Here is a 26,699-nt window from a genome sequence, read left to right as displayed (position 1 = left end):
GAATGACGAGCTAAATAAAAAACGTCATCTCGACTGAAGCGAAGCGGAATGGAGAGATCTATCTAAAACAGATCTCTCGACTACGCTGCACTCCGCTCGAGATGACGGAATTACTATAAATTACCTCTCAATTCCTGCTCACGTTCCAACGATTCGAATAGTGCTTTGAAGTTACCCGCACCAAAACTCTGCGCACCTTTACGCTGAATAATCTCGAAGAAAAGGGTAGGGCGGTCTTCAACAGGTTTGGTGAAAATCTGCAATAAATATCCTTCTTCATCGCAATCGACTAAAATGCCCAGGCTTTCCAATAAGGCTATTTCTTCATCAATTTTGCCCACACGCTGAGGCATCATATCATAATAAGCTTCTGGTGGAGCACTTAAAAATTCAACGCCACGTGATTTTAATTCTTTAACGGTTTTAACAATATCTTTTGTTGCTACGGCAATATGCTGAACGCCTTCACCCTCATAATATTCCAGATACTCTTCAATTTGCGATTTCTTTTTGCCTTCGGCAGGCTCGTTAATCGGGAATTTCGAATAACCGTTACCATTACTCATCACTTTACTCATCAAAGCTGAATATTCGGTATTGATTTGCTTATCATCAAAAGATAGAATATTTACGAATCCCATTACATCCTCATACCATTGTACGGCTTCGTTCATGCGGTTCCAGCCCACATTACCCACACAATGATCAATATATAAAAGGCCCGCATCAGCTGGTTGATAATCGCTTTCCCATACCCGGTAACCTGGCATAAAAGTTCCGGTATAGTTTTTACGTTCTATAAACATGTGCACCGTTTCGCCATAAGTGTAAATACCGCTCATTTTAACTTCGCCATGTTCATCAGTTAAGGTTTTAGGCTCCATGTATGGCCTGGCGCCACGTTTTGTGGTTTCTTCAAAGGCACTATAAGCATCATCCACCCAAAGCGCCAATACTTTTACGCCGTCGCCATGTTTTTTTACATGCTCTGATATCGGATGATCAGATTTTAATGCTGTGGTCAGGATCAGCCTGATTTTACCCTGTTGCAATACATACGACGAACGATCGCGTACGCCAGTTTCCGGTCCGGCATAAGCCAGGCTTTGAAACCCAAATGCCGTTTTGTAGTAATGAGCCGCTTGTTTTGCGTTGCCTACATAAAATTCGATATAATCTGTTCCGTTAATAGGCAAAAAATCTGGTGCTTTTGATATTTTTTCTGCGAATGTTTGTGTTTCCATTTGTTTTTATTTAAGTCCGAGGTGGGAGGTCCGAAGTCGGATGTGATATGTTGTTTTTAAATGTTTTAAGGTTGTAAAGTTTAAATGTTGGATAACTGCTAGCCATCTATTTCGTCTGCAAGTTATCTTCGGACCTTGATCTCCCGACTTCCTACTAATTTTATTCTACATTAATCTGCCAGCTTTTGTGATAATTCTCATCCTCTATATCCAAAGCATCCTGTGTAAGCATTAAAGGCTTAAAAGGATCGATCATTACTGCCAGCTCATCTGTTTTTTCTTTCCCGATTGATTTTTCTACAGTACCCGGATGTGGCCCATGTGGAATACCGCCTGGGTGTAAGGTAATCTGACCTTTAACCACACTCTTGCGGCTCATAAAATCACCATCTACATAATAAAGCACTTCATCACTATCCACATTACTGTGATTATAAGGCGCAGGGATCGAATCAGGATGGTAATCGTATTTGCGGGGAACAAAAGAACAAACCACAAAATTGTGTCCTTCGAAAGTTTGATGAACCGGAGGCGGTTGGTGCAGGCGTCCTGTTATCGGCTCAAAATCGTGGATAGAGAAAGCATAGGGATAATGATAACCGTCCCAGCCAACATAATCAAAAGGATGCGTACCATAAGTGTATGGATAAATTAAGCCCTGTTTTTTAATGAGTACTTTAAAATCGCCGTATTCATCGTGTGTTTGCAGGTTTTCTGGTAGCCTCAAATCGCGTTCGCAGTAAGGAGAATGTTCCATCAACTGCCCAAACTGATTTAAATATCTTTTTGGCGGTCTTAGCGGACTAAAACTTTCTACAATAAACAACCTGTTTTGTTCGGTATCAAATTCCATTTGATAGATGGTTCCCCTTGGAATGATCAGGTAATCGCCGTAAGCAAACTTAATTTCTCCGAATCCTGTTTTCAGCTTTCCAGAACCTTCATGTACGAAGATCATCTCATCGGCCTGACTATTTTTGTAGAAATAGTCGGTCATTGTTTTCCTAGGCGCAGCCAGAACGATATGCAGATCGCTATTTACCAAAACAGCTTTTCTGCTTTCTAGAAAATCATCTTCAGGTTCAATATTGAAACCGATTAAACTGGTGTGCTTCAGGTGTTTTTCACGTGCGATTTTTGGCTCAACACTATAAGGTTCTCCCAAATGTTTTACCATGGTTGGCGGATGACAATGATAAACCAACGAATATAAACTGGAAAAACCTTCGGTTGATACCAATTCTTCGGCATAAAGATTTCCATCAGGTTTACGAAAAACCGTGTGACGTTTAGCTGGAATCTGCCCCAATTTATGATAAATAGGCATAATTATATGATGTTATGGTTAGAAAAGAAAAATCCTAATGAATTAACAATTAAAACGGCTACGCGTTTCAATTAAAAAGAAGGGTGAATAAAATTACAGTGAATACTGAGCCATGATCAGCTTGGATAGCATCTTATAGCGACGGGCTGCAATAGCGTCGTTTACCAGATTAATATGTAATGCTTTTAAGATCATGGTTTTAATACTACTAAGGTAAGTATTTTATTCAAAAGTTAAAATTTTAAATACTTAATATGCAATCATCCCAATGAAAAATATTTTTACAGGTTTAATTTTTTTAGCCTATCGATAAATTGGGAGAAGCGGGGTGCCTACTGCTACAGGTGTACCATTGGGAATATCGGGTGGATGATTGGGGGGTATTTCCAATTGAAAACGTTTCAAAGTACTTCAGCCAAAAGATTTTCGGGTAATAAAACCAACCCTTCAACAATATACCGTGTTAAAATAATACGGCTTAAGTTTTATTTTGAATAACCTAATTGCTTAGCTTTACCGCGTATTTAACCAAATCATATATGAAACTAGTATCCTATAAAACCGAAGACAGAGAGCATCTTGGTGTGTTTGTAAGTGGGCATATCTATAATTTAAATAGCTGCGATAAGCTTATTCCTGACAACATGAACGAATTTTTGCAGGGAGGAGAGGTGTTAATGGAAAGGGCAAAACGCATTGATGATCAGATTAAAGAAGGAAGCCTGGAGGCTAAAGAAGAAATTTTTTATGAGATTTTGGCGCCTGTTCCACATCCTGCCAGTTGTCGTGATGGTTACGCTTTCAGGCAGCATGTTGCTGCGGCACGTAGAAACAGAAAGGTAGATATGATTCCTCAATTTGATGAGTATCCAATCTTTTATTTCACCAATCACAACGCTATTCAGGGTACAGGAGATATAGAATGCATGCCAGATCATTTTGATAAACTGGATTTCGAATTGGAGCTTGCTATTGTTATCGGTAAAAAAGGAAAAAATATTAAAGCCGCTGAGGCTGATGAATACATTGCAGGTTATATGGTAATGAACGATATGAGCGCCCGTACTTTGCAGATGGAAGAGATGTTGTTGAATTTAGGCCCTGCAAAAGGAAAAGATTTTTCTACCGTAATTGGCCCATGGCTGGTAACGCCTGATGAATTATTGCAGTACAAGGTTGCTCCTAAAGAAGGGCATGTAGGTAATGCTTACGATCTTAAGATGACCTGCAGAGTAAACGGCATCGAAGTTTCAAAAGGAAATGCTGCTGATATGGACTGGACTTTTGCCGAAATTATAGAACGTTGCGCTTATGGTGTCGATATTCTTCCTGGTGATGTAATTGGTTCAGGAACGGTGGGTACGGGTTGTTTCTTAGAATTAAATGGTACTGGTTTACTTAACGATCCAAATTATAAAGTACAATGGTTACAGCCAGGTGATGTTGTGGAGATGGAAATAACAGGGCTTGGTGCTTTGACCAATACGATTACGAAGGCTGACACGGATTTTTCGATTTTAGCCTTAAAGAAAAATTAATTTCTGAGGTTTAAGGAAAGCAAGGTTCTGAGCATTTAGCTTGGTGAAGCCTTGCCATCCGCTTTACTTCGCAAGGGCTGAACTAGCCCTTACTTCGTGTTCGCTATTGTCAGGTTTATATTACTTAGGTCAACCTTGCTATGTAAACCCGGCAACAGCGGCTATCTTCCGATTTTTCATCGGGAATAATAACGTATAGCGGGACTGCTGTTTCCCAATAACCACTGCATTTGCTTTCTAAAAAAGAATAATTTTAAAATCTAACTCAATAAAACCTTGCTGACCTTAAATACCTCCGATTTAACCCCTGTAGAACTACAAAACTACCTGCAGTACGCTATCGCTCCGCGACCGATCTGTTTTGCCTCAACTATTGATGCCGAAGGAAATATAAATTTAAGCCCCTTCAGTTTCTTTAATATGTTTAGTACAAATCCACCCATCTGTATTTTTTCCCCATCGAGGAGGGTACGCGATAATACCACTAAACATAGCCTGGAAAATGTACTACAGGTTAAAGAATGCGTGATCAATATTGTAAACTACGATATGGTGCAGCAGATGAGCCTGGCCAGTACCGAGTATGCAAAAGGCATAAATGAGTTTGAGAAAGCTGGTTTTACCATGCTGAAATCTGATCTGGTTTGGCCGCCAAGAGTTGCCGAGGCGCCAGTGCAATTTGAATGTGTGGTAAATGAAGTAATTTCGTTGGGTGATAAGCATGGCGCAGGAAACCTGATTCTGGCTGAAATAAAAGTAATCCACATCAAAGAAGAAATTTTAGATGAAAACGGTAGGATCGACCAGCATAAAATTGATCTGGTAGCCCGTTTGGGTGGCGACTGGTATTGCAGGGTTACAAAGGATAATTTGTTTAAAGTGGCAAAACCTTTAGCTAAATTGGGTATCGGGGTTGATCGTTTACCACAATCAGTCCGCTTTTCGAAAGTATTAACAGGAAACGATTTAGGCATGCTCGGCAATGTTGAGCAAATACCCACTGATGAGGAAATTGATCTGATCAACACAAATCCCGAAGTTAAAGAAGTACTCGATGCCACAATTGGCGACAGTACCAACCGCGAAAGGGAGTTGCATGAACTTGCGAAGAAATTTCTGAATAATGGAGATGTAGACCTTGCTTTAAAGGTTGTTTTGCTTTAAATTTATTATTGTAATCTCTTAGTTATGCACACAATTGTTCAGGTAGACCAGTACATTATTAATTCGGCAGCGTTTGCCATTCCGATTTTGGATCATTTAAGGAGTCTGGTGCATAAGGCGGATGCACGGATTGAAGAGAAAATTAAATGGGGGATGCCGTTCTTCGATTATAAAGGTACGGTTTGTCACATGGCGTCTTTCAAGCATCATTGTGCCTTTGGTTTTTGGAAAGGCTCGTTAATGCAGGATGAGTATGGCATCTTTAAAGAACATTCTGAAGCCATGGGCTTATTGGGTAAAATAAAATCTTTTGATGACCTGCCATCTGATGAGATCCTGATTGCCTATATTCAGCGAGCCATTCAATTAAATGAGGATAATATAAAACTACCACCAAAACCAAAAGCTACTGAGAAGAAAGAACTGGTTATACCTGAATATTTTATGGAAGCTTTACAAGAATACCCTGAAGCTTTAGCGACATTCCAGAATTTTAGTCCATCCAATAAAAAAGATTATGTATTGTGGCTTGAGGAAGCTAAAACGGAAGCAACCAGAATAAAAAGATTGGAAACCACTTTAGAATGGCTTGCAGAAGGCAAAACGAGAATGTGGAAATATAAAAAATAATTAAAGAATACTCACAATTTTCATGAAGCGGGCCTTATAATGACCATCAAGATCGGTAATGGTTACCTGGTGCGCTTTACCCGAAGAGGCATGAATAAATTTGATCCCGTTTTCATCAATAGAATAAACAATTCCAACATGACCGATTCTTCTTATTCTTGAATTACTGCCTGTGAAAATCAGTACGTCGCCAACTTTTGCATTTTCCAAACTGGTTTCTTTACCCGCATAGCTAAATTCTCTTGAAGAACGTGGAACTTTAAAGCCAAAATTGCTAAACACATAACTTACAAAACCAGAGCAATCAAAACCAACTTTCGGGTTACTTGTAGCATAACGATAGGGGATTCCTAACATACTTTTGGCAAAATCGATAAGGGTTGTGGAGTTTGTGGAAGAGTTGTTTTCCGTAACTGTTGCATTTTTTGGAAGGCTGGCAACTAATTTCTTTACCAGGTCCTGGTATTGAGCGGGTAAGATTGTTTGGGCTTTTCCTGCCGTGGCAGACAAAATGAAAAACAAAATCGGGATTATTATTTTCTTCATATGTTGGAGCCAAAGATATAAAAAATATCTAAAGTCGATTAAAATGTTGAAAATGAGTTAAAACAAAAAAGTCCGGGTTAACTTACCCGGACTCGAATTAAAATATTTGGCTTCGATTATATACTTGGGAACATGGTTTGCGCTTTGTCGCCGATTAACGGAAGTGGTTTTTGCTCACCATTATTCGCACTTATAGCACCCAGGATGATCAAAATAATGTAGGCAATGTAAACTGCATAACTTAAATAACCAAATATAGCAGTTGGCACAATCATAATCAGTATCGTTACCGCTACATTAAGTACAATGATGGCCAAATGAAGCAATAAAGACTGTCTTAAATGATAGCTGGACAGCGCTGTTTTATTGTCTTTGTACATAGCAAAGTACGATACCAGCCAACCGATTAAAAAGATGTAACTAACAACAGCAGCATTTTTTCCACTGTCGACTGTTTTAAAGGGAGAATTTGTTTCCATAGATTTTTTTAGTTTTTCGATGCTGCAAATTACTAAAAATTATCACATTATGGTGTAGTAACTGCTACCGGTAAAATTTTTCCATTAAAAAATTTATGTCCGGTTTTTGCAAAATCAGCAACATATTTTCCCATTTCAAAAGCCATCACCGGGCTTTGGTAACCAGGGAAAGCTGCTTCCAGCATCTCTGTCTGTGCAGATCCTAGCGCAAGGCAATTAATTTTAATTCCTGTCTCAGCCAATTCAAAAGCCAAACATTCTGTTAACGTGTGCAAGGCAGCTTTACTTGCCGAATAGGCAGAAAGCCCCGGGAATTTAACACTCCCTTGAAAACCACCCATGCTACCAATGTTTACAATGTGGCTTCCGCTTTGCATTAAAGGCAAAATATGCTGAATCATCCTGAAATGTGAGATCACGTTGCTTTGTAACATTTCGCCTAAATCAACCTCGGTGGTTTCTAAAAAAGGTTTATTAATTAAAGCGCCTGCATTGTTGATCAGGATATCAATTGTACCCAAACGTTCTTTTAAAAAGGAATCAGGGCCGCATAATCATCATTTACTATATCAAACTCTACAGGTAAAAGTGTACAGTCGGGATTAATGCCTTTAGCAATTTCCAAGAGTTTTCGCAATTTATCTGCTGAGCGGGCAATAGCAACAATCTTGTTTTCTTTATGTAAGCTAAGCTCTAAAGCGGTTTCGAAACCGATTCCGCTGCTGGCACCTGTAATTATAATATTCATTAAAAGGAATTAAAAATTGTTGTAAAGTTAAAAGGTTGAAGATATGAGAATTAAACGCTTTTATGAATTTAGCGGGTTAACAAATATTACAGTACTATTTATTTTTTCAAAATCAGCAGTATTATTTGTTAAGAGTTTCCCATTCATTACTTGCGCTGTAGCATAAATAATAGCATCTGGCAGTTTGATTTTGTTAGTTTTTCTGATAGCTATAGTCATATTTACTATAGCATCATTTAAAGGTATAACGTTTAAAGAACCAATTAGCTCGCTGATGTATTTTTCTTCCAATCTGTCTTTAAATCCATATCCAGGTAATTCCATTTTTGATATCATGGAAATAGAATAAATGATGTTTTCTGCAAATACTTTTTCGGGAGCTAAAAGTTTTTTAGATAAATAGATAACTATGTTCGTATCAAATATTACGTTCCCATTCATCTCTTAAATCACTTTGCCATTTAGATGGATCTTTAATATCCTTAAACATTAAATTGCCTTCGGTATTGTCAATTGCTTTTTTTAATTTCTGATAAGATCCCCTAGGCTCCTCAACCATATTAGGCTGATGGGTTTTGATATCAACATCTTCTACAAAAGATAATGCCTTCAGCATCTTTTCAAGAAGCGCAGCATTTTGTTCGTTATCTACTTGTACTGTGATGGTTGTCATAACGTAAAGTTAATGAAATTAAAGCGATTAATCAATCTTCCACAAGGAGCTGACTTACCGGATTCTTAATCACATGTAAGCCGTCATTAATCAGTTTGGTATGATCTAATTCTTTGCCTGCTTTAATTTCAAGATAAACCTGAATTTCCTTTTCCAGCTGATGGTAAATCTTTTTATGGTAAATAATTTCGAGAATTTCTAAGGCACAAAGCCAATCCTGACGGTGGTTTGTTTTTAGTTGTAAGAAAATTTCGCCAAGCTGATCCAGGTTTTCACCATTTTCCCTGATCGCTCTAACTGTTTGGTATAAACCGTGCAGTTTTAATGTTTTATCATCATAGGTAATTTTATACGTTTTCTCCTTGCTAATTAACGTAATCTCCTCGTAAGCATCTTTATCGGCAGCTCCATTAAAAACTGAAACGATGGTTTCGCCTATAGCCATATCATAAATGCCCCACTCGGGTTTAAACAGCATGTTTCCGTTATTTTCGGTAACCGTACAATCGTTAAAGGCAATTAAAATCAACTTACTTTTTTCGGTAATAATATCTTTAACTATTCCTACAACTTTAATTCCGCTTTCAAACGTAAGTTCAGTTTTCTCTCCTTTGATGATGTTTAAAGATTGTAATTCTGATGGACTATAATCCTCAAATGGTTTTTCTGCTCCTTTTAAACGGCCAACCGGCGACGAAAAGCCATCTGCATGGTAATCCTTCCCGTGGCCAGCCAATTGTTTACCACTAAAGGCCAATGCAGATGGCCCTGTGGTTTTAATAAAAGTTACTTCGTCATTAGCGTTAATGCCTATATCGGTAAATACACCGCTCACCTGTAAACCCGAACTGTAAACTGCAGTAGCTACATTTTTACAGGCAATGGCTTTCATAATGCTTTCCGATCCACCTTTTCTAAAAGCCATGGTATTGGCAAATTCTTCCAGCACATCAATCAGGTTTTGGAAAGTTTCGGTTACAAAGAGCTGTGGCTGCGGTTTAGTAATATCATAAGCGTAATTAATTGTATCGATGTTATACCAAAGTTTTACGACGTCTCTTTGCATGCAGGTAGCGCTTTCACCGATGGAAGAAAGCAGACCTGCACCGTAAATTTTTGGGTTTTCTAAAGTACCAATCAAACCATATTCAACTGTCCACCAGTGTAAGCGACCAAGTAATGCCATTTCAGAGGGTTCGCCCATATTTTCACTAATGTAGCGCAATTCTTTTTCTGCCCCGGCAATCGCAAATTCATCGGCATTTACAGCTTCTTTCAAAATCGATAACTTCCTGATGGCTTCGTAAAGTTCAAAATCTTTCGCCGAAAACATGGCTTTCGCACCAATCGAACCAAAATAGCTTAAATAATTATTGTAATCGGTATCGGCAATGATAGGTGCATGGCCGGCACTTTCGTGTATAATATCTGGTGCTGGTGTATATTCGATGTGATTAATCTGGCGGATATCTGCAGCAATTACCAGCACCCGATAGGCCTGATATTCCATGAAAGCTGCTGGTGGAATAAAGCCATCAACAGTTACCGCTCCCCACCCAATTTTACCAAGGTTATCATTCATGGTTTGCAAATCAGGAATGTATTCGATACTTAAACCTGCCCGCTGTAAGCCTTTTATGTAAGGGTAATATGCTACATTTTTAAGGTAACTGTAATTCTGGCGCATTACATAACGCCATACCGCTTGATCGATTGGGGTGTATTTTTCGTAGTTCTGGTCAACAATAAATTGTTTTAAATGATTGGGCAATTTTGCTACCTGCGCATTATTAAAATCATTAAAATGGCTCATGGTTATTTATGAAATAAGTTGGTCGGCAGCTAAGTTAGGATGTTGTTTTTATCTTATCAAGAAAGCGGCGGCATAAATTAACAGGTTAACGTAATAAAGGTTTCGGGTGGTTAAAATAATGGATTAATAATTTGGAAAGATGCTGTAGCATTTTATCGGGGGGCTCCGGTCGGGCTGTTCGCTATGTCTTTTGCTGCCTTTCGGCTCCGCTCAGGCCGACAGCAAAAGGATGCCGCTTCCATCCCGTTTATGTACAACGGTTTTTGCTGATGAACCTGGTTTTTTCTACATTTTTCTAAAAAAACGAAAATATAAGCACTGTTTGGCCACCTAAACCCGACTGGTGCGTAACGCCCGGAGCGAGGCACGAGTGAGGACTTGGAGCAAAGGCGGGACTGAATAAACCCAAAGGCTTGTGTCACTGCTTTCCAAAAAAATGATTTGATAGTATGAGGTTAATAATTAGGAAAGGTGCTGTAGCATTTTGTCGGGAGGCTCCGGTCGGGCTGTCCGCTATATCTTTTGCTGCCCTTCGACTCCGCTCAGGCCGACAGCAAAAGGATGCCGCTTCCATCCCGTTTATGTACAACGGTTTTTGCTGATGAACCTGGTTTTTTCTACAGTTTTCTAAAAAAAAACGAAAATATAAGCACTGTTTGGCCACCTAAACCCGACTGGTGCGTAAAGCCCGGAGCGAGGTACGAGTGAGGACTTGAAGCAAAGGCGGGACTGAAGAAACCCAAAGGCTTGTATCACTGCTTTTCAAAAGAATCAAGATTATAATTAGGAAAGGTGCTGTAGCATTTTGTCGGGAGGCTCCGGTCGGGCTGTCCGCTATATCCTTTGCTGCCCTTCGGCTCCGCTCAGGCCGACAGCAAAAGGATGCCGCTTCCATCCCGTTTATGTACAACGGTTTGTGCTGATGAACCTGATTTTTTCTACAGTTTTCTAAAAAAAAGAAAATATAAGCACTGCTTTGGCCACCTAAACCCGACTGGCGCGTAAAGCCCGGAGCGAGGTACGAGTGAGGACTTGGAGCAAAGGCGTGACTGAATAAACCCAAAGGCTTATGTCACTGCTTTCCAAAAAAATGATTTGATAGTATGAGGTTAATAATTAGGAAAGGTGCTGTAGCATTTCATCGGGAGGCTCTGGCCGGGCTGTTCGCTATATCTTTTGCTACCCTTCGACTCCGCTCAGGCCGACAGCAAAAGGATGCCGCTTCCATCCCGTTTAGATACGAAAGCTTGTGCTTATAAACCTTAAGCCTTATTTTTCGACACCATTAATTCCGTGCTTTCTATACCTCCGTGGCAAATAATTGCTGTGGTTGATTAATCCTGCTTCCCTTTTTTATCTCCAATTTTCTTTACGCTGAATGTAAAGTAGTGTTGATACAGATAGCTAAATAATGCCATTAAAACCGAAACCACAATCCGCGAAAGCATCGATAGTGTTGGGTAATCGCGTAAAAGTTCCAGTAAAAACTTCAATAACACGTAATTAGCCAGGATATTGATAAACTGCAGGTTCATAAACCTAAAAAGTTGTACCCGGCCTTTTAGCTCGCTGTGCGTAAATATGACGTATTTGTTAAGTAAAAAACTGGTTGGGATGGCAACGGTATAATCTACCAATAACGAGGCCGTTTCTCTTTGCAGCACGATTACTCCAAAGTTTACCTCCTCAGTTTTAAAAATGAAAAAGTAAGCAAAATAATAACTTAAAATTCCCAATAATAAAGTGCTGCCACCAGTGGCCATGTACCGGAAATTATGTATGGAAATAATTTTTTTAAATGGAGGATAAAAAAATCTATGACGGCTAAAATGGCGTTACGCATTACTTAAAATTGTTCGTTGTTATTTTTGCGCGCAATTTACAATTAAATTTTTATTGCCGCCGTAATTAGATCATTTAAGCCTTTTATTGATTATTGGTGTAATAGGCCGGTTGTGCTACAAAATCGATTACCGCACACCAGGTGTAGGATGGGTGTGGCTGGATGCTCACGCCAACAGTATTCAGTTTGTACTTTTGATCGAGCAAATTAAACCGGTGACCAAGCGAAGGCACGCCACAATCTAACAATAAATGGCAGACAATATCCAAACTGTTCGAATAACCAAAGTCGATATTTTCACTCATTGCTTTATTGGGGAAATATTTTGATAAACGTTTAGAAAATTTATCGCCGTTGCTGCTTTCGTGTGTATCGAGGTTATTTCTGTTCAGGTCCTGGGCATGGCTACGGCTTAAAGAAGTCAGTTTATCATCAGGATAAAACACCTGTAGGTTTTTTATGCCTCTTAAATGCTTTAGTAAAGAAGTATAATAGCTATTGTTGCGGGTAATCCGAAGTTCATTGTAGTTTCTGTATTGCCTTACTTTAGTGTTGTAGTTGTTAATGTAATCTTCTAAAAAGGTATAATAAAATTTTTCGCCATCAATACGGATCAGGTTCATATACATGACTACATTTTTCTCTTCGTTGGTTAAATAAGAAGCATTTGCTGCAGTATTGGCCCTGCGGAACTCCGCATCTGTCCATTTTTGGGCATTTGCATCGGTAACAAAAATGAAGAATAAAAGGGTGGGTAGAAGTAGTTTAGGCATCTGGTGGTTTTCATGGATAACGCCATTTGATGCAGATTATTTTCTGGTTGGGAATTTAGATCGTGTTTAGCGCGTGGCGTTTAACGGTTAACGTTGACTAACTACCGTCAAAAAATAACCATCGGAGCACAAAGAACACAAAGAAATCAATCTTTGTGCCCTCGTGTCTTGGTGGTTAAAATTGCGAAGAGTTTATAAAAACATACCGCCAGAAGCTTCAATGCGTTGTGCATTAATCCATCTTGCATCTTCGGTGCATAAGAATGCCACCACTCCGCCAATATCATCTGGTAAACCTACGCGACCTAAAGCAGTATTAGCCGCTATTCCAGCGTTTAGTTGATCATTATCGCGCACCACACCACCGCCAAAATCGGTTTCTATAGCACCTGGAGCAATAATGTTCGATCTGATTCCTCTTGCACCCAATTCTTTTGCCTGGTATTTTGTTAAGGTTTCCATGGCGCCTTTCATCGAAGCATAGGCCGCATAACCTGGAGTTGCAAAGCGAGCCAGTCCGGATGATACATTAATGATTCCGCTACCGTCGTTTAATAAAGGCAAGGCTTTTTGGGTTAAAAAGAAAGCTCCTTTATAATGGATGTTTACCAGGGCATCAAATTGTTCCTCAGTAGTATCAGCAAATGAAGCGTGGATCCCAATCCCGGCATTATTGATCAGGAAATCGAATTTTTCGGCATTAAAAACAGATTTTAGTACGCTTTTAACTGCAGTAAAAAAGGCATCAAAAGTTTTAGAATCGCCAACATTTAACTGTATTGCCGCTGCGGGTACACCTAAAGCTTTTATTTCGTTTACTGTATCTTCTGCTTCCTCTTTTTTAGATTGATAGGTAACAATTACACCCATTCCTTTTGCAGCGATTTTTAAGGCCGCGTTTTTTCCCAGTCCGCGGCTACCACCGGTTACCAGGGCAATTTTATTTTGTGTTTCCATTTTCTATTTATTTGTTAAACAAAATTAGATGGAAATCGGCTGTAAAAATGGTGACAGCTTAAGTAAAAATGGTGAATGTTTAAGTTTTATATGGTGACAATTTCCTTATTTGTAGCTAAAGACTCAAAATAAGCCTCTCTATACTGTTTTGGTGTTTGGCCAGCAAAGTGCTTAAAAAACTTGGTAAAGTTAGATGGATCGTAAGTTAATATTCTGGCAATTTCGGCAATAGGCATGCTTACATTCTGTAACATTGTTTTGGAGATTTCCATTAAACGCTCTTCGAAAAAGAAACATGGCGAGTGTCCGGTAGCGGCTTTAATGGTATTGCTTAAATGCGTGGGATGTACATGGATTAAACCGGCGAAATCTCTTACTTCAAACATTTCTGTCGCACGGCCGGATACGATGTCGTCAAGGTGTTTATCTAATTCTTTTAAATAATCTGCCGCAATTTCATGTCGACGGGCAAAAAACTTCTGTGGAATTTTCATATAAATGATTTTGATCGCTAAACAAATATACCATTCAAGCCATTGATTATGAAATTACCTAATGGGCATTTGTTTTTTGTGACTGAATGATTACCGGCTAAAAATTCCATCAAAACAAAAGCCGTTGATCGCTAAATCAATGGCTTTATATTTGTATTCTTCAAAAATGCTTCTACAATTTACTAAAAGGTAAATCAAAAGTTCCGTCTGTAATATTTACTGAGGTGTTTATGGTAGTATTCTGGTTGCCACCACTGAAGAAAAATGTTCCTTTCAACTTATTTCCGGTTTCGCTTGTAATAACCAAAGTACCCGCATCGGCATAAAATGAACCGGTTTGACTTTGGTCTTTCATATAAACACCGGTTCCGTCCTTTGCTATATCGTAAGTTCCTGCGCCGTTGTATCCGGCTATCGAAATAATCAGGCGTTTATCGCCATTTACTGTTGTAATGGTTAATAATTTGCCTAAAGGAGAATTTATAGATGCCGCTTCGCCAGTAAAGCCAATTGCAGTACCATCTACCTTTGCATTTAAATTGTTTGTATTATTATTTGATTCAGGGATTTTTGCTGGCACTAAACTAATGTTAAATTGCCCATCACTAATGGTTTTTGTGGCTAAAGTTACATAGTTTTGTCCTTTAAATTCGAAAGTGCCTTTAATGTATTGATCAGCTAAATAACTTGTAATCTTAATTGTACCATTGGAGGCACTGAGATAAGCCTCTTTGGACCCTAGATTATTTGGAAGATAGGTAGCTACATTACTTTCGGATAAAGTATATGTACCCACCCCTTTAAAATCACTTATCACTAAACTAAAACCACTGGTTACTTTGTTCCCCAAAATCTGGACAGTTGTTTTTCCTCCGATCGCATAAGTTTGGGCTGTTGCAAATGTACATTGCAATAAAACTCCATCAACTTTTCCGCTCATAGATGATGAATCCCATTCAGGACGATAATCAATTTCTTTTTTACACGATGAGGTAATGAGGAGGCACAGCAATGCCAATATGGATAATTTAAAAGGTACTTTCATGAGCGCTAATTTGTTATGGGTAATAAATTTATGCAAAGATAAAGAATTTAGTCAATCGCTAATGAAAAGGTATGCAGCTTTTTAACAAATCTTTCCCGCTGGTACCAATCATTATAAACCAGTTCTAATTGCTTCACTTCGAAAGTACCGAAATCGAAATTCCTGTATTTTTCGATCAGATCAATAAAGGCAGCTTGATTTTTTAATTCCGATCTGAAACGAATTACAGTGGAATGGGCCGTTTGAATAGTATACCGTTCGTCGATGCTTTGTTGCAGATCTGAATTTTTAAAGGTTTTGCGGAGATCATCTCTGATTTCGTTTAAGGTATCGGTTAAAAAACCTTGAATGAGTATACACGATGGAGAAGCCGTAATTCCTTTAAACTGAATTTTGAAACTTTGATGCCTGGCTAAAACTTTTTTAATAAAGTTAATATAATCCTGAACATTGATATCCTTTAAATCAAAGCCATCATAACAGGAAATGACCGACATTAAAGTAATATGGATATCTGCATTTTGATAATAATACTGATCAGGCTCAATGGTTTTTACTTCAGCCAAAAACTCCTGAATACTATGATTCGTTGCGGCATCAGGTCTGATGACCAAAGTAATGCCAAAACGATTATCAGCGTCAGAATCGATTAAACGATCTATTTCGTAGTTTCCATTAGCTATTTTAGCAATCGAATCCCTGTAAAGTTTGTTATAATGTTCGGCTAAATTCATTTTAATTATACAAAAAAGTCACAGGGGATAAATCCTGTGACTAAATAATAAGGTCGTTATCTCGACTTCGTTGCGATCATCGATAAATGAGTGTTTTATAATTTTTAATCGCTATTTCAACGATTTTGAATCATATCTGAAATATCATAATAATGACACTTTTTATGCCAGCAATGCCTTCCAGCTAGTAGCCTTACCAATAATACCAGCTAAATCGGCAATGGCTACACGTTCCTGCTCCATGCTGTCGCGGTGGCGAATCGTAACCGTATTATCCTCTAAACTTTGGTGGTCAACCGTAATACAGAAAGGCGTACCTACTGCATCCTGACGGCGGTAACGTTTACCAATCGCATCTTTCTCTTCGTAAATACAGTTGAAATCGAATTTCAGTTCATCCATAATTTCGCGTGCTTTTTCCGGCAAGCCATCTTTTTTGGTCAATGGGAAAATGGCTACTTTATATGGGGCTAAAGCAGGGTGTAAACGCAATAAAGTACGGCTATCCTGTTTATCTTCGGTGCTTAAATCCTGCTCTTCAAAAGCATTTATCATCGTTAACAGGAACATGCGGTCTAAACCGATCGAGGTTTCGATTACATAAGGGATGTAATTGCCATAAGGTTTACCTTCTTCATTTAAATCGTTATCAAAATACTGCATTTTCTTGCCAGAAAACTCCTGGTGCTGCTTTAAATCGAAATCGGTGCGACTGTGGATTCCTTCAACCTCTTTAAACCCGAAGGGGAATTCGAACTCAATATCAGTTGCTGCATTGGCATAATGCGCCAGTTTCACGTGGTCGTGGTAACGGTATTTTTCAGGATTGGTACCTAAAGCTTTATGCCATTTTAAACGTGCTTCTTTCCAATACTCAAACCACTTTTTGTCTTCACCCGGGCGAACGAAAAATTGCATTTCCATTTGCTCAAACTCGCGCATACGCATAATAAACTGACGGGCAATTACCTCATTTCTGAAAGCTTTACCAATTTGCGCAATACCGAAAGGAATTTTCATCCTTCCTGATTTTTGAACGTTCAGGAAGTTTACAAAAATTCCCTGGGCTGTTTCCGGGCGAAGATATACTTCATCACTGCCTTCAGCCATGGCTCCGAACTGTGTGCTGAACATCAGGTTAAACTGGCGTACATCTGTCCAGTTTGAAGTTTTAGAAATCGGGCAGATTATCTTATAATCAACAATTAAATCTTTTAGCTGTGCTAAGTTTTCAGATTTAAGTGCAAGGTTCATTTCTACTTCAAGCGCTAAACCCTTTTTTACAAATCTCCAGCTTGCTTCATTAACAAATGGATATTTTGCATTGTCTAAAATGGTCGCCTCATCTTTAAAACTCGGAATCCAGGCGGCTTGTCCTTCATCACTTAAACCCAATATTTCTTGCTGGAACTCCTCAAATCTGGCTTTGTTTTCTGCGCTGAAATTGGCTAATTCCGAATATAATTCATCAATTTTATTTTCCAATAACTGATCGGCGCGGTAACGTTTTTTCGAATCTTTGTTGTCAATCATCGGGTCGTTAAAACCATCCACGTGTCCGCTAGCTTTCCAAACCTTAGGATGCATAAAAATTGCAGAATCAATCCCTACAATGTTTTCGTGCATCTGTACCATGGCTTTCCACCAGTACGTTTTAATGTTGTTTTTTAACTCGGCACCCAATTGGCCATAATCGTAAACAGCACTTAAGCCATCATATATTTCGCTGCTCTGGAATACAAAACCGTATTCTTTAGCGTGTGATATTACATTTTTAAATTGTTCGTCGTTATTCTTTTGAGCCATAATGCAGCAAAGATAATAAAAAGGCGGAGGGTTTAAAGGTATAAGGCTGAAGGTTTTTGATGAAGCTAAAACGGACTATAAATTTGAGAATGTTGGTGTTTAACTCAAGTGTCCTTAGGTGGCTCGGGTGGTTAGACAGGGTGAAAGGCACCTTGACTAGTGAATTTATATACTCTTAAATTTCTTATATGGTTCAAAATATTAAGAAAGCAATAGTTTGCTTATTGGTTCCAGCGTTCCTGCTTTCCGCTTTACTTCGTCACACTTGTGCTCACTGCAATCAGCTTAGGTGGCGAAAACGTAGCATGATTAATGTTCTAAACGAGTTTGAATTATATAAATTGATTAACATTTAACATTCCGTTTCACCTCTTCCATCTTCCATTTTTTCCTACTTTTGAAACATGAAATTCCATCATTTACTATTTTTGGTTATTGTTGCAGTTTTTACCTCATGTAAACCAGAAGAAAAAAAACATCACTATATTAAATTTAATACACCTGCGGAGTTATATCAATTCTTAAAATGGTCGCCAGAAAACCGTTTTCCATTAATTAGTGCCCATCGAGGAGGCCCAATGCCTGGTTTCCCTGAAAACTGTATCGAAACATTCGATAATGCCACTACCTATAATCCGGTAATAATCGAATTTGATATTGCTTATAGTAAAGATTCCGTCATGGTGATTATGCACGATGATCAACTCGATCGCACATCTACAGGGAAAGGTCCAATTGGCAATTATACCTCCGAAGAGTTGAAAGCTTTTAACCTGAAAGATGAGGAAGGCAAGGAAACAAAATTTAAAATCCCCACTTTGGATAGCGTACTGAGCTGGAGCAAGGGAAAAGTTTTGTTAACCATCGATTTGAAAAAAGGTGTTTCTTATGCAAAAGTAATTGAAAAAGTAAGGCAATATAAAGTAGAAAGTAATTCAATTATCATCACCTATACTGCAGATCAGGCAAAAGAAGTGCATCATTTGGCACCTGATTTAATGATTTCTGCATCTGTTCAAAAGAAAGCCGAATTGAAACGCTTAAATAATATTGGTATTCCCAATAACCGGATTGTAGCTTTTGTTGGTGTTTCTGCTCCAGATAAAGAATTATATGAATACTTACATAATAATGGTATTACCACTATTTTAGGCACAATTGGCAATATTGATAAAAGTGCCATTGCCAGTCCGGCAAAAAATGTTTATTATCATTTGGTTAACAACGGTGCAGATATTTTGTCTGGGGATAATTTACAACAGGCATCAGAAGAGTTGGATAAATTTAGGTACAATAAAAAAATAAGTTCACCGCATATTAATTAACCACAGATGGAAAAGATGAGCACAAATCGGTTTAACCAATTATGAAAGCTGTGTTTATCTGTGCAAATCTGTGGTAAAAAATAAAAAATGAGTATTTCAGTTAAAAATCTTTCTAAACATTACGATAAGCAAAAAGCGGTTGATTCCATCAGTTTTGAGGCTAAACCAGGGCGTATTTTGGGTTTTCTGGGTCCTAATGGCGCCGGTAAATCTACCACCATGCGTATGCTTACCGGTTACTTATCGCCTACTTCTGGTGAGGCTGAAATTTTTGGTAAAAGCATTCTTTCTGATGCCATTGAAGCTAAAAAGCATATTGGCTACCTTCCTGAAAATACGCCGCTTTATACTGATATGTATGTAAAGGAATTTTTAAACTTTGTTGGTCAAACGTATAAACTTATCAATTTACCTGCAAGGATTGACGAAGTGATTAAAATGGTGGGCTTAACACCAGAACAGCATAAAAAAATTGGGATGTTATCTAAAGGGTATCGCCAAAGAGTGGGGTTGGCCCAGGCAATCATTCATAATCCAGCGGTTTTAATTTTAGATGAGCCTACTTCTGGTTTAGACCCCAATCAACTGGTCGACATCAGGCAACTGATCAAAACATTGGGCAAAGCTAAAACGGTTGTTATTTCTACCCACATTATGCAAGAAGTTGAAGCCATTTGTGATGACATCATCATTATTAACAAAGGTAAAATTGTAGCAAGCGATTCACTCGAGGGACTTAAAAAAGTGCACCAACAACAATCATTAGAAGATATTTTCAGAAAATTAACCGCTTAAATTTCATGCGTAGCATAAAAATAATACTTATAGCTTTTTTATTTTCAAGTCCGTCACTTTTAAAAGCTCAAAATAACGCTAACATTGGTATTGCGGCGGAAATTGGTCTGCCATCAGGCAATTTTTCTAACCTTTCAGGAATTGGCCTGGGTGCATCAGTAAAAGCTGATCTTCCTGTTGCAGAAAATTTTGCCATAACTTTAAATGCAGGTTTTATGAATTTTTTTGGCAGACGGAACCAACTTTTCAGTGTGCACGATTTAACCTATATTCCTGCAAAAGCCGGACTGAAATACCAATTGAGCGAAAGCTTTTATGCTGAAGGTCAATTGGGAGCCGCTTTACCCTTAAATAAGGAACAAAAAACCTTATTTATTTGGTCGCCTGGTATTGGCAATCAATTCAAACTTTCAGGAGGAAATAGACTCGATTTAGGGATCCGCTACGAAGCATGGACAGGTAAAAACAATATTGCCGGCTTAAACAAATCCGATAGTAAAGGATTTGTGGGAATTAGATTTGCCTATTTATTTGGGTTGTAAAGCAATCATGATGATAAATTGTTTGATTTTTTATTCAGTTAATCAGTTTTTTTTATAGTAGTTAGGGCTCTGTTGTTTCTAAACTGCATCATTGCAACGATATGAAAAAAAATAATAAACTATTAAATTAGTTTATTATCATTGTAGCGTTTTTGCCAAAACAAGCAAAAGCACGGAAAATAAAAAACAATTCTTATAACAACTCTCAAAATTATGAAAAGGTTAGTATTATCTTTATTAACAGTTGCGGGCTTAGGCTTTGCAGCTTCAGCTCAAACAGAAAAACCGGTAACTTTTGGCGTAAAAGCAGGTGTGGCTTTTCCAAACATGACCATCTCATCAGGCAGTACTTCAGTAAGTTTTGATGCCAAAACCTCATTTTACGTTGGCGGTACAGCAGAATTTGCGGTATCGGATGTAATCTCAATCCAACCCGGCTTAACCTTTATCAGCAAAGGAACAAAATTTAATAGTAACAGCTTTGCTTTTGAAGATAGCGATTTTGGAAGCACAGAGAAAGTTACCTTAAACTTTAATTACCTCGAATTGCCGGTAAATGTATTGGCTAATTTTAAATTGAATGGTTCTGGTAAAATATTTGTTGGCGCCGGCCCTTATTTTGCTTATGCATTGAGTGCAAATGGCAAATATGGATCAATGAAAGAGGACATTAAATTTGGTGAAAATGAATCTGAATTTAAACGTACCGATTTTGGCTTAAATTTTCTGGCAGGTTACCAATTAAACAATGGCTTTAATATTCATGCTGGTTACGGATTAGGACTAAGCAATATAGCGGATACAGATCTCTCTGATGAGATTACCTTTAAAAACAAGGTTTTCACCGTTGGTATAGGTTTTTCTTTCTAAACCAAACCGAGACATCAAGAAGAGGTTGTATCATAAAGACACTTTCTCCTCAGATTTTGTCATGTTGAGCCTGTCGAAACACATAAAGTGATTTAACTAAGTCCTTCGACAGGCTCAGGATGATAATTCGAAATTTATGATACTGCCTCTTTTTAAATTTAAATATTGCTGATTTGATAATGCATTCATTTAATCAATTCCTTTTAAATTTGCAGGAATAAATGGTTAACTTCGGCGTTTTATTAGCAGATGTACGCAGTTTTTAAACGCGAGTTATTCAGTTTCTTGAGTTCGATGGTTGCCTATATAACCATTGGCATTTTTCTATTGGTTTCTGGCCTCTTACTTTGGTTTTTTCCTGATACTTCAGTGCTTGATTATGGTTATGCCGAACTTGACGGTTTTTTCAGTTTGGTTCCTTATCTTTTTATGTTTCTCATTCCCGCCATTACCATGCGCTCTTTTGCCGAGGAAAGGAGAGAGGGGACTTTCGAACTTTTAATTACCCGGCCCATCCAAATCTGGCAGATTATTGCGGCAAAATATTTAGCGAGCCTGGTTTTGGTATTATTTGCCTTAATCCCAACCTTAGTCTATTATTATAGCATCTCAAAATTGGGTTTTCCTGAAGGAAATATCGATTCAGGATCGGTTATTGGCTCCTATATCGGTTTGTTTTTATTGGGTGCTGCCTTCACATCAATTGGTATTTTCTCTTCTGCATTAACTAAAAATCAGGTTATTGCATTTGTCATCAGCGCGGCCTTATGTGCATTTGCTTTTTTAGGCTTCGATTATAGCAGTCAGATTGCTGCATTTCAAAGTATGGAGAATATCGTTCGCAACTTAGGCATTAATCAACATTATACTTCCATAAGCCGTGGCGTTTTAGACACCAGAGATCTGATTTACTTTATCTCCTTTTCGGTACTTTTTTTATTGTTCACCAAATTAATCATAGGAGGTAAACGATAATGAAGCTGAAGAATAAATGGATTAATTTGATCGTCTTAATAACTACACTGGTTATTATAAATATTTTAGGTCAGTACGTTTTCTATCGTTTTGATTTTACTGCCGATAAACGTTTTACACTGAGTGAGAAAACAAAAGGCTTACTGCAGAAAAATGAAAAACCGGTAATTATTACTGTGTTTTTAGCTGGTGAGTTACCACCTGCATTTAAACGTCTGCAAGCTGCGGTATCGGATATTTTATCTGATTATAAAGCTTATGCTAAAACGGAAGTTAAAGTAGTTTTTGTCGACCCCATAGCCGGGCTTAATCAGGCCGATCAGGATACAGTAATCAATAATTTGTACGAAAGAGGAATAGAAGCAACCAATTTAAGTATTAAAACAGAAAGTGGGTTAACGCAGAAACTCGTATTTCCGATGGCCATGATGGAAAGTGAGGGTAAGGAATTCCCCATTAAACTTTTTCAGAATTTAGATATCCGTGGGAATTACGAAGACAATATAAACCGCGCTATTGAAAATCTGGAGTACATTTTTACTTCAAGTTTAAAGAAGGTACTTTCGGGTGATAATCCGCGGATTGGTTTCTCTGAATCAAATGGCGAACTCTCTGATTTGCAACTGGCTGATGCGATTCACACCTTATCAAATAGTTATCTGGTTGGCCGAATTGATTTAAATAGTATTGATAAGGCAGGGCTTGATAAATTGAAAATGCTGATTATTGCCAAGCCCAGGAAACCATTTACAGAAGCTGAAAAATACAAAATCAACTATTTTGTAATGAATGGCGGGAGGGTAATCTGGAGTATCGACCAGGTAAATGCCGAATTGGATAGTTTAGGTGGGAAAAGTGGACAGATGGCTGTTAATAGTAATCTGAACCTGGATGATATGCTTTTTATGTATGGCGCAAGGATCAATTATAATATTATTGCTGATCCGGCGAACAGTGCCGAAATTCCGGTTTCAACAGGGGTTGTAGGCGGACAGAACCAGATGCAGCTGGTGCCCTGGATTTATTATCCTATCTTATTACCTGATACGGCTGGAAGTGTAGTGAAAAAGCTGGATGGTGTAAAATCTGAATTTCCAAGCACGGTAGATACTATTGGAGTTAAAGGTGTGAAGAAATCTTACATTTTGAATACCTCGCCTTATAACAAAGTATTTAATGTGCCGAAATTGTTTAACTTGCAAATGGTAGGCGAACAGTTAGATCCACGATCTTTCCAGAGTAAACCGCAACATGTTGGTTTGATCTTAGAAGGTCATTTCCCATCGGTTTTTGCCGGGCGCCCCTTACCAGCTACCATTACGCAGCCTTATACCTTAGAAAGCACCAGCAAAGCTTCTAAAATGATCGTAATAGGAGATGGTGATATTTTTAAAAACCAGGTATCAGCGCAAAACGGAACGCCCTTTCCATTAGGTTTCGATCGTTATTCGCAGCGTACTTTTGGCAATAAGGCTTTATTACTCAACATTGTCGATTATTTTACAGATAACGATAACTTAATTGCTCTAAGGAATAAAGAAGTAAAAATTAGATTGTTGGATAAGGCGAAAATTAAGCTCGAAAAAACAAAGTGGCAATTTATAAATGTTGTGGCGCCCTTGTTATTGTTAATATTCTTTGCAATTTTTCAACATTATTACCGCAAATACAAGTACGCTAAATAATTTTTATATTTTTGAAGAAGACTAAATAACATCATGAGATTTATTGTATCCACATCAACTCTATTAAAACACTTACAAACCGTAAATGGTGCATCAAGCAGCAGTACGGTTTTGCCTATATTAGAAAATTTTCTCTTCGAAATTAAAGATGGAAACTTAACTATCTCTGCTACCGATCTGCAAACCAGCATGACAACTGCTTTGGCTGTAGAGTCAAAGGAAGAAGGCAAAGTGGCTGTTCCATCTAAAATTTTATTAGATACGCTTAAAACGTTACCAGATCAACCGATCGCTTTCAATATCGATGATAGTACTTTTGCGATCGAGATCAGCGCCGGTGATGGTAAATATAAATTGAGTGGTGAAAATGGTGATGATTTTCCGAAGATTCCTGTAGTAGAAAACGCGTCTTCTGTAAATTTACCAGCATCAGTTTTAACCGAAGCCATAACAAAAACTATTTTTGCGGTAAGTAATGATGAGTTGCGCCCGGCTATGACAGGTGTATTCTGTCAGTTATCTCCTCAGCACATCACCTTTGTAGCTACTGATGCACATAAATTGGTGAGATATCGCCGTATGGATAGCAAAGCAGATAAAGCAACCTCATTTATTCTTCCTAAAAAGGCCTTAACACTTTTAAAAGCTGCTTTACCTTCAACAGATATTAATGTATCAGTAGATTATAATGCAACAAGCGCTTTCTTTAAGTTCGAAAATATCAACTTAGTGTGTCGTTTAATAGACGAGCGCTATCCTGATTATGAAGCAGTAATTCCAACCAATAATCCAAACAAGCTAATTATCGATAGAAGTTTGTTTTTAAATACCCTTCGCAGGGTTGTAATTTTTGCCAATAAAACGACGCATCAGGTAAGATTGAAAATTAGTGGAAGTGAATTAAATATCTCTTCTGAAGATTTGGATTTTGCTAACGAAGCACATGAACGTTTAAGTTGTCAATATGATGGTGAAGACCTCGAAATTGGCTTCAATGCACGCTTTTTGATCGAAATGTTAAGTAATTTAAGTGGTGATGAAGTTACTTTAGAACTTTCCACACCAAATAGAGCCGGACTTTTAATTCCGCAAACCAATGACGAAAATGAAGACGTCTTAATGTTGGTGATGCCTGTGATGCTAAACAATAGTTATTAAAAAAAACTAATTCATTAGTTTAATGGAAAAATGGCTTGGTTTTTGACCGAGCCATTTTTGTTTTTAATCAACCAACACAAACTAATGAAAATCTATAACAACCTCTCGAAACTCCTGCTTTTGCTCATTGCCTTATGCAGTATAGGCTTGTCATCCTGTAAAAAAAATAATCCTGGTGAAGTAGTTAATGGCGAGGCCAGGTTAAAAATGGTTAATGCTTCACTGGCCGAGGATCATCAGGATTTTTATTTAGATAAGGAGAAACTAACCACTTCGGCGTTAGCATTTGGAGAAACGAGCGAATATGTAAAAATACCTTCAGGTAATAGAAGCGTTTCTTACACCGGAACAAATAATACGGGTACAGATACTTCATTAAACTTTACCCCATCTATCACATACACTACTTTTTTGGTTACCAATAAAAAGGGCGAACTGGAAATTGTTAATTATGAAGATAATCTGAGTAATACAGAATCAGCCAAAGCAAAAATTAAACTGATTAACCTTACGCCCAGTTTTGCGACAGGTATAAACGTTATGGTGGAGGGAGGTACACAATTCGTTAACGGATTGGCTTTTAAAGAAGCCTCGAATTATTTTACGGTAGATACTGGTGTAAATTTAAGATATTCAGTGGTAGGTTCAGGTAGTATTAAAACGATTGAAAGCACAAACTTGTCAGGAGGTAAAATTTATACGGTCTGGTTTAGTGGTACTACCGCTGCAACATTAACTTCACATATCATTACCGATAATTAATTTCAAAGTTTAATATGCTTTCTGCTATCTTTACGTTTTATTAGCATTGGCAATTTTATATGAAAAATACAGTATTGTTTTCCAAAATATTCCTTCTTTTTGCATGCGCTTTTTTAATCAGCTCTTGTATCAAAAACAATAATTTCATTAAAGGAGATGCGAAAATCCGTTTTTTTCAAGCGGCTTCCACCGATACAACTCAAAATTTTTATTTAAATGGGATACAGATTGGAACTTCGGTAGCTTATAATACAAATACAAGTTATGTTGTTATACCCGGCGATTCTGTTTTTAACATCACTACCAAAAATATAGGCACTGGTGTAGATGCTACTTCATTGACGAATCAGACATTTAAAATTGGTCAAAATTATTCTGTTTTTTATTACAAAGAAAAAACCGGCGATCCTGCAAAATTGAAAGTTTATACGGATGATGTAAAACCAGATCTGGATTCTGCTAAGTTAACTTTTATAAACCTGGGTTACACACTTGGATCTAACGTTGTAATTACAGATAGTACAAATACAGCTAAACCGATTGAATCTTCACTCGGTTATGGTGAGACTAAGACTTTTAAAGTAAAAGTTAATAAGATCATGAAATATGCATTTAAATTATCTATCCCTACAGCAACAAATCCACCACCCGTTGTCACACGTTTAGATTCTCTCACCATTAATAATGGACGAGTTTACCTGATATTACTTGACGGAGATAAAAAAGGTGAGCTTAAAAACCGGATCATCTCATCCAACTAATTATTTATTACT

At 37.8% G+C, this 26,699-nt stretch carries 26 protein-coding genes and 1 pseudogene; 12 read left to right on the top strand and 15 right to left on the bottom strand.

Going from position 1 to position 26,699, the window contains the following annotated elements:
- Positions 1 to 113: 113 nt before the first annotated feature.
- Complete coding sequence (hppD, locus tag ACQ86H_RS20845; RefSeq protein WP_138820670.1) at positions 114 to 1,244, bottom strand: 4-hydroxyphenylpyruvate dioxygenase; 1,131 nt, start codon at positions 1,242 to 1,244, stop codon at positions 114 to 116.
- Positions 1,245 to 1,404: 160 nt separating this feature from the next.
- Entirely contained in the window at positions 1,405 to 2,571 is a 1,167-nt protein-coding gene (locus tag ACQ86H_RS20840; RefSeq protein WP_138820671.1) for a homogentisate 1,2-dioxygenase, read from the bottom strand.
- Between the two features lie 539 nt (positions 2,572 to 3,110).
- Here ACQ86H_RS20840 and ACQ86H_RS20835 point away from each other — a divergent pair.
- The 3 genes from ACQ86H_RS20835 (at position 3,111) to ACQ86H_RS20825 (ending at position 5,903) form a co-directional block, all read left to right on the top strand.
- Positions 3,111 to 4,109 carry a fumarylacetoacetate hydrolase family protein gene (locus ACQ86H_RS20835; protein WP_138820672.1) on the top strand — a complete coding sequence of 333 codons (999 nt, stop codon included), beginning with the start codon at positions 3,111 to 3,113 and terminating at the stop codon, positions 4,107 to 4,109.
- Between the two features lie 276 nt (positions 4,110 to 4,385).
- Positions 4,386 to 5,273, top strand: coding sequence for a flavin reductase family protein (locus ACQ86H_RS20830; protein ID WP_138820673.1), 888 nt, complete (start codon positions 4,386 to 4,388; stop codon positions 5,271 to 5,273).
- Between the two features lie 24 nt (positions 5,274 to 5,297).
- Positions 5,298 to 5,903: a YdeI/OmpD-associated family protein gene (locus ACQ86H_RS20825; RefSeq protein WP_138820674.1), complete on the top strand. Its 606-nt coding sequence runs from the start codon at positions 5,298 to 5,300 to the stop codon at positions 5,901 to 5,903.
- On the opposite strand, the gene ACQ86H_RS20820 is transcribed toward ACQ86H_RS20825, so the two are convergent.
- The 13 genes and pseudogenes from ACQ86H_RS20820 to ACQ86H_RS20760 form a co-directional block, all read right to left on the bottom strand.
- Positions 5,904 to 6,449 (bottom strand): C40 family peptidase, encoded by a 546-nt coding sequence (locus ACQ86H_RS20820; protein ID WP_138820675.1) that lies wholly within the window; start codon positions 6,447 to 6,449, stop codon positions 5,904 to 5,906.
- A 116-nt stretch (positions 6,450 to 6,565) separates the two neighbouring features.
- Entirely contained in the window at positions 6,566 to 6,928 is a 363-nt protein-coding gene (locus ACQ86H_RS20815; RefSeq protein ID WP_138820676.1) for a DUF4870 domain-containing protein, read from the bottom strand.
- Between the two features lie 47 nt (positions 6,929 to 6,975).
- Positions 6,976 to 7,676, bottom strand: a pseudogene (locus ACQ86H_RS20810) (SDR family oxidoreductase).
- Positions 7,677 to 7,736: 60 nt separating this feature from the next.
- Positions 7,737 to 8,117 (bottom strand): type II toxin-antitoxin system VapC family toxin, encoded by a 381-nt coding sequence (locus ACQ86H_RS20805; RefSeq protein ID WP_138820678.1) that lies wholly within the window; start codon positions 8,115 to 8,117, stop codon positions 7,737 to 7,739.
- Positions 8,095 to 8,349 carry a hypothetical protein gene (locus ACQ86H_RS20800; protein ID WP_132394920.1) on the bottom strand — a complete coding sequence of 85 codons (255 nt, stop codon included), beginning with the start codon at positions 8,347 to 8,349 and terminating at the stop codon, positions 8,095 to 8,097. The genes ACQ86H_RS20805 and ACQ86H_RS20800 overlap by 23 nt, the downstream gene beginning before the upstream one ends.
- Before the next feature lie 31 nt (positions 8,350 to 8,380).
- Positions 8,381 to 10,162 carry an aromatic amino acid hydroxylase gene (locus ACQ86H_RS20795; RefSeq protein WP_138820679.1) on the bottom strand — a complete coding sequence of 594 codons (1,782 nt, stop codon included), beginning with the start codon at positions 10,160 to 10,162 and terminating at the stop codon, positions 8,381 to 8,383.
- 1,334 nt (positions 10,163 to 11,496) lie between these two features.
- The gene (locus tag ACQ86H_RS20790) at positions 11,497 to 11,925 is read right to left on the bottom strand and encodes a GtrA family protein (protein WP_431292360.1); all 429 of its coding nucleotides are present in this window, start codon (positions 11,923 to 11,925) and stop codon (positions 11,497 to 11,499) included.
- 163 nt (positions 11,926 to 12,088) lie between these two features.
- Positions 12,089 to 12,778, bottom strand: coding sequence for a CAP domain-containing protein (locus tag ACQ86H_RS20785; protein ID WP_431292359.1), 690 nt, complete (start codon positions 12,776 to 12,778; stop codon positions 12,089 to 12,091).
- Between the two features lie 192 nt (positions 12,779 to 12,970).
- Entirely contained in the window at positions 12,971 to 13,735 is a 765-nt protein-coding gene (locus tag ACQ86H_RS20780) for an SDR family NAD(P)-dependent oxidoreductase (protein WP_138820682.1), read from the bottom strand.
- Positions 13,736 to 13,821: 86 nt separating this feature from the next.
- Positions 13,822 to 14,229: a helix-turn-helix domain-containing protein gene (locus tag ACQ86H_RS20775; RefSeq protein ID WP_431292358.1), complete on the bottom strand. Its 408-nt coding sequence runs from the start codon at positions 14,227 to 14,229 to the stop codon at positions 13,822 to 13,824.
- Positions 14,230 to 14,401: 172 nt separating this feature from the next.
- The gene (locus ACQ86H_RS20770) at positions 14,402 to 15,274 is read right to left on the bottom strand and encodes a DUF6252 family protein (RefSeq protein WP_431292357.1); all 873 of its coding nucleotides are present in this window, start codon (positions 15,272 to 15,274) and stop codon (positions 14,402 to 14,404) included.
- A gap of 47 nt (positions 15,275 to 15,321) precedes the next feature.
- Positions 15,322 to 16,008, bottom strand: a complete 687-nt coding sequence (locus tag ACQ86H_RS20765) for a 2'-5' RNA ligase family protein (RefSeq protein ID WP_431292356.1) — start codon at positions 16,006 to 16,008, stop codon at positions 15,322 to 15,324.
- 162 nt (positions 16,009 to 16,170) lie between these two features.
- Positions 16,171 to 17,814 carry a glycine--tRNA ligase gene (locus ACQ86H_RS20760; RefSeq protein WP_138820686.1) on the bottom strand — a complete coding sequence of 548 codons (1,644 nt, stop codon included), beginning with the start codon at positions 17,812 to 17,814 and terminating at the stop codon, positions 16,171 to 16,173.
- 404 nt (positions 17,815 to 18,218) lie between these two features.
- Between ACQ86H_RS20760 and ACQ86H_RS20755 the strand changes: the two genes are divergently transcribed.
- From ACQ86H_RS20755 to ACQ86H_RS20715, 9 genes are all read left to right on the top strand, one after another.
- Positions 18,219 to 19,139, top strand: coding sequence for a glycerophosphodiester phosphodiesterase family protein (locus tag ACQ86H_RS20755; RefSeq protein WP_431292355.1), 921 nt, complete (start codon positions 18,219 to 18,221; stop codon positions 19,137 to 19,139).
- 87 nt (positions 19,140 to 19,226) lie between these two features.
- Complete coding sequence (locus tag ACQ86H_RS20750; protein WP_431292354.1) at positions 19,227 to 19,934, top strand: ATP-binding cassette domain-containing protein; 708 nt, start codon at positions 19,227 to 19,229, stop codon at positions 19,932 to 19,934.
- 5 nt (positions 19,935 to 19,939) lie between these two features.
- The gene (locus ACQ86H_RS20745) at positions 19,940 to 20,476 is read left to right on the top strand and encodes a hypothetical protein (protein WP_138820689.1); all 537 of its coding nucleotides are present in this window, start codon (positions 19,940 to 19,942) and stop codon (positions 20,474 to 20,476) included.
- 213 nt (positions 20,477 to 20,689) lie between these two features.
- Complete coding sequence (locus tag ACQ86H_RS20740) at positions 20,690 to 21,346, top strand: porin family protein (protein WP_138820690.1); 657 nt, start codon at positions 20,690 to 20,692, stop codon at positions 21,344 to 21,346.
- Positions 21,347 to 21,595: 249 nt separating this feature from the next.
- A complete protein-coding gene (gldF, locus tag ACQ86H_RS20735) occupies positions 21,596 to 22,321 on the top strand; it encodes a gliding motility-associated ABC transporter permease subunit GldF (RefSeq protein ID WP_138820691.1) in 726 nt (241 codons plus the stop codon).
- A gap of 26 nt (positions 22,322 to 22,347) precedes the next feature.
- Complete coding sequence (gldG, locus tag ACQ86H_RS20730) at positions 22,348 to 24,006, top strand: gliding motility-associated ABC transporter substrate-binding protein GldG (protein WP_431292353.1); 1,659 nt, start codon at positions 22,348 to 22,350, stop codon at positions 24,004 to 24,006.
- Positions 24,007 to 24,039: 33 nt separating this feature from the next.
- On the top strand, positions 24,040 to 25,164 hold the full coding sequence (gene dnaN / locus ACQ86H_RS20725) for a DNA polymerase III subunit beta (protein WP_086545224.1): 1,125 nt from the start codon (positions 24,040 to 24,042) through the stop codon (positions 25,162 to 25,164).
- A gap of 84 nt (positions 25,165 to 25,248) precedes the next feature.
- Positions 25,249 to 25,926, top strand: coding sequence for a DUF4397 domain-containing protein (locus ACQ86H_RS20720; RefSeq protein ID WP_168202365.1), 678 nt, complete (start codon positions 25,249 to 25,251; stop codon positions 25,924 to 25,926).
- A gap of 59 nt (positions 25,927 to 25,985) precedes the next feature.
- Positions 25,986 to 26,687 carry a DUF4397 domain-containing protein gene (locus ACQ86H_RS20715; protein ID WP_138820694.1) on the top strand — a complete coding sequence of 234 codons (702 nt, stop codon included), beginning with the start codon at positions 25,986 to 25,988 and terminating at the stop codon, positions 26,685 to 26,687.
- Positions 26,688 to 26,699 lie beyond the last annotated feature (12 nt).

Source organism: Pedobacter sp. P26 (genome assembly GCF_050632135.1).
In the GTDB taxonomy this organism is placed as follows: Bacteria; Bacteroidota; Bacteroidia; order Sphingobacteriales; family Sphingobacteriaceae; genus Pedobacter.
Note: the sequence above shows the minus strand (reverse complement) of the source record. Positions and strands in the feature narration are given on the sequence as shown.

What these genes read in the sequence shown, in the direction of transcription:
- hppD (WP_138820670.1), bottom strand. Translation starts at nt 1,244, where the DNA reads ATGGAAACACAAACATTCGCAGAAAAAATATCAAAAGCACCAGATTTT.
- ACQ86H_RS20840 (WP_138820671.1), bottom strand. Translation starts at nt 2,571, where the DNA reads ATGCCTATTTATCATAAATTGGGGCAGATTCCAGCTAAACGTCACACG.
- ACQ86H_RS20835 (WP_138820672.1), top strand. Translation starts at nt 3,111, where the DNA reads ATGAAACTAGTATCCTATAAAACCGAAGACAGAGAGCATCTTGGTGTG.
- ACQ86H_RS20825 (WP_138820674.1), top strand. Translation starts at nt 5,298, where the DNA reads ATGCACACAATTGTTCAGGTAGACCAGTACATTATTAATTCGGCAGCG.
- ACQ86H_RS20820 (WP_138820675.1), bottom strand. Translation starts at nt 6,449, where the DNA reads ATGAAGAAAATAATAATCCCGATTTTGTTTTTCATTTTGTCTGCCACG.
- ACQ86H_RS20815 (WP_138820676.1), bottom strand. Translation starts at nt 6,928, where the DNA reads ATGGAAACAAATTCTCCCTTTAAAACAGTCGACAGTGGAAAAAATGCT.
- ACQ86H_RS20805 (WP_138820678.1), bottom strand. Translation starts at nt 8,117, where the DNA reads ATGAATGGGAACGTAATATTTGATACGAACATAGTTATCTATTTATCT.
- ACQ86H_RS20800 (WP_132394920.1), bottom strand. Translation starts at nt 8,349, where the DNA reads ATGACAACCATCACAGTACAAGTAGATAACGAACAAAATGCTGCGCTT.
- ACQ86H_RS20795 (WP_138820679.1), bottom strand. Translation starts at nt 10,162, where the DNA reads ATGAGCCATTTTAATGATTTTAATAATGCGCAGGTAGCAAAATTGCCC.
- ACQ86H_RS20790 (WP_431292360.1), bottom strand. Translation starts at nt 11,925, where the DNA reads ATGGCCACTGGTGGCAGCACTTTATTATTGGGAATTTTAAGTTATTAT.
- ACQ86H_RS20785 (WP_431292359.1), bottom strand. Translation starts at nt 12,778, where the DNA reads ATGCCTAAACTACTTCTACCCACCCTTTTATTCTTCATTTTTGTTACC.
- ACQ86H_RS20780 (WP_138820682.1), bottom strand. Translation starts at nt 13,735, where the DNA reads ATGGAAACACAAAATAAAATTGCCCTGGTAACCGGTGGTAGCCGCGGA.
- ACQ86H_RS20775 (WP_431292358.1), bottom strand. Translation starts at nt 14,229, where the DNA reads ATGAAAATTCCACAGAAGTTTTTTGCCCGTCGACATGAAATTGCGGCA.
- ACQ86H_RS20770 (WP_431292357.1), bottom strand. Translation starts at nt 15,274, where the DNA reads ATGAAAGTACCTTTTAAATTATCCATATTGGCATTGCTGTGCCTCCTC.
- ACQ86H_RS20765 (WP_431292356.1), bottom strand. Translation starts at nt 16,008, where the DNA reads ATGAATTTAGCCGAACATTATAACAAACTTTACAGGGATTCGATTGCT.
- ACQ86H_RS20760 (WP_138820686.1), bottom strand. Translation starts at nt 17,814, where the DNA reads ATGGCTCAAAAGAATAACGACGAACAATTTAAAAATGTAATATCACAC.
- ACQ86H_RS20755 (WP_431292355.1), top strand. Translation starts at nt 18,219, where the DNA reads ATGAAATTCCATCATTTACTATTTTTGGTTATTGTTGCAGTTTTTACC.
- ACQ86H_RS20750 (WP_431292354.1), top strand. Translation starts at nt 19,227, where the DNA reads ATGAGTATTTCAGTTAAAAATCTTTCTAAACATTACGATAAGCAAAAA.
- ACQ86H_RS20745 (WP_138820689.1), top strand. Translation starts at nt 19,940, where the DNA reads ATGCGTAGCATAAAAATAATACTTATAGCTTTTTTATTTTCAAGTCCG.
- ACQ86H_RS20740 (WP_138820690.1), top strand. Translation starts at nt 20,690, where the DNA reads ATGAAAAGGTTAGTATTATCTTTATTAACAGTTGCGGGCTTAGGCTTT.
- gldF (WP_138820691.1), top strand. Translation starts at nt 21,596, where the DNA reads ATGTACGCAGTTTTTAAACGCGAGTTATTCAGTTTCTTGAGTTCGATG.
- dnaN (WP_086545224.1), top strand. Translation starts at nt 24,040, where the DNA reads ATGAGATTTATTGTATCCACATCAACTCTATTAAAACACTTACAAACC.
- ACQ86H_RS20720 (WP_168202365.1), top strand. Translation starts at nt 25,249, where the DNA reads ATGAAAATCTATAACAACCTCTCGAAACTCCTGCTTTTGCTCATTGCC.
- ACQ86H_RS20715 (WP_138820694.1), top strand. Translation starts at nt 25,986, where the DNA reads ATGAAAAATACAGTATTGTTTTCCAAAATATTCCTTCTTTTTGCATGC.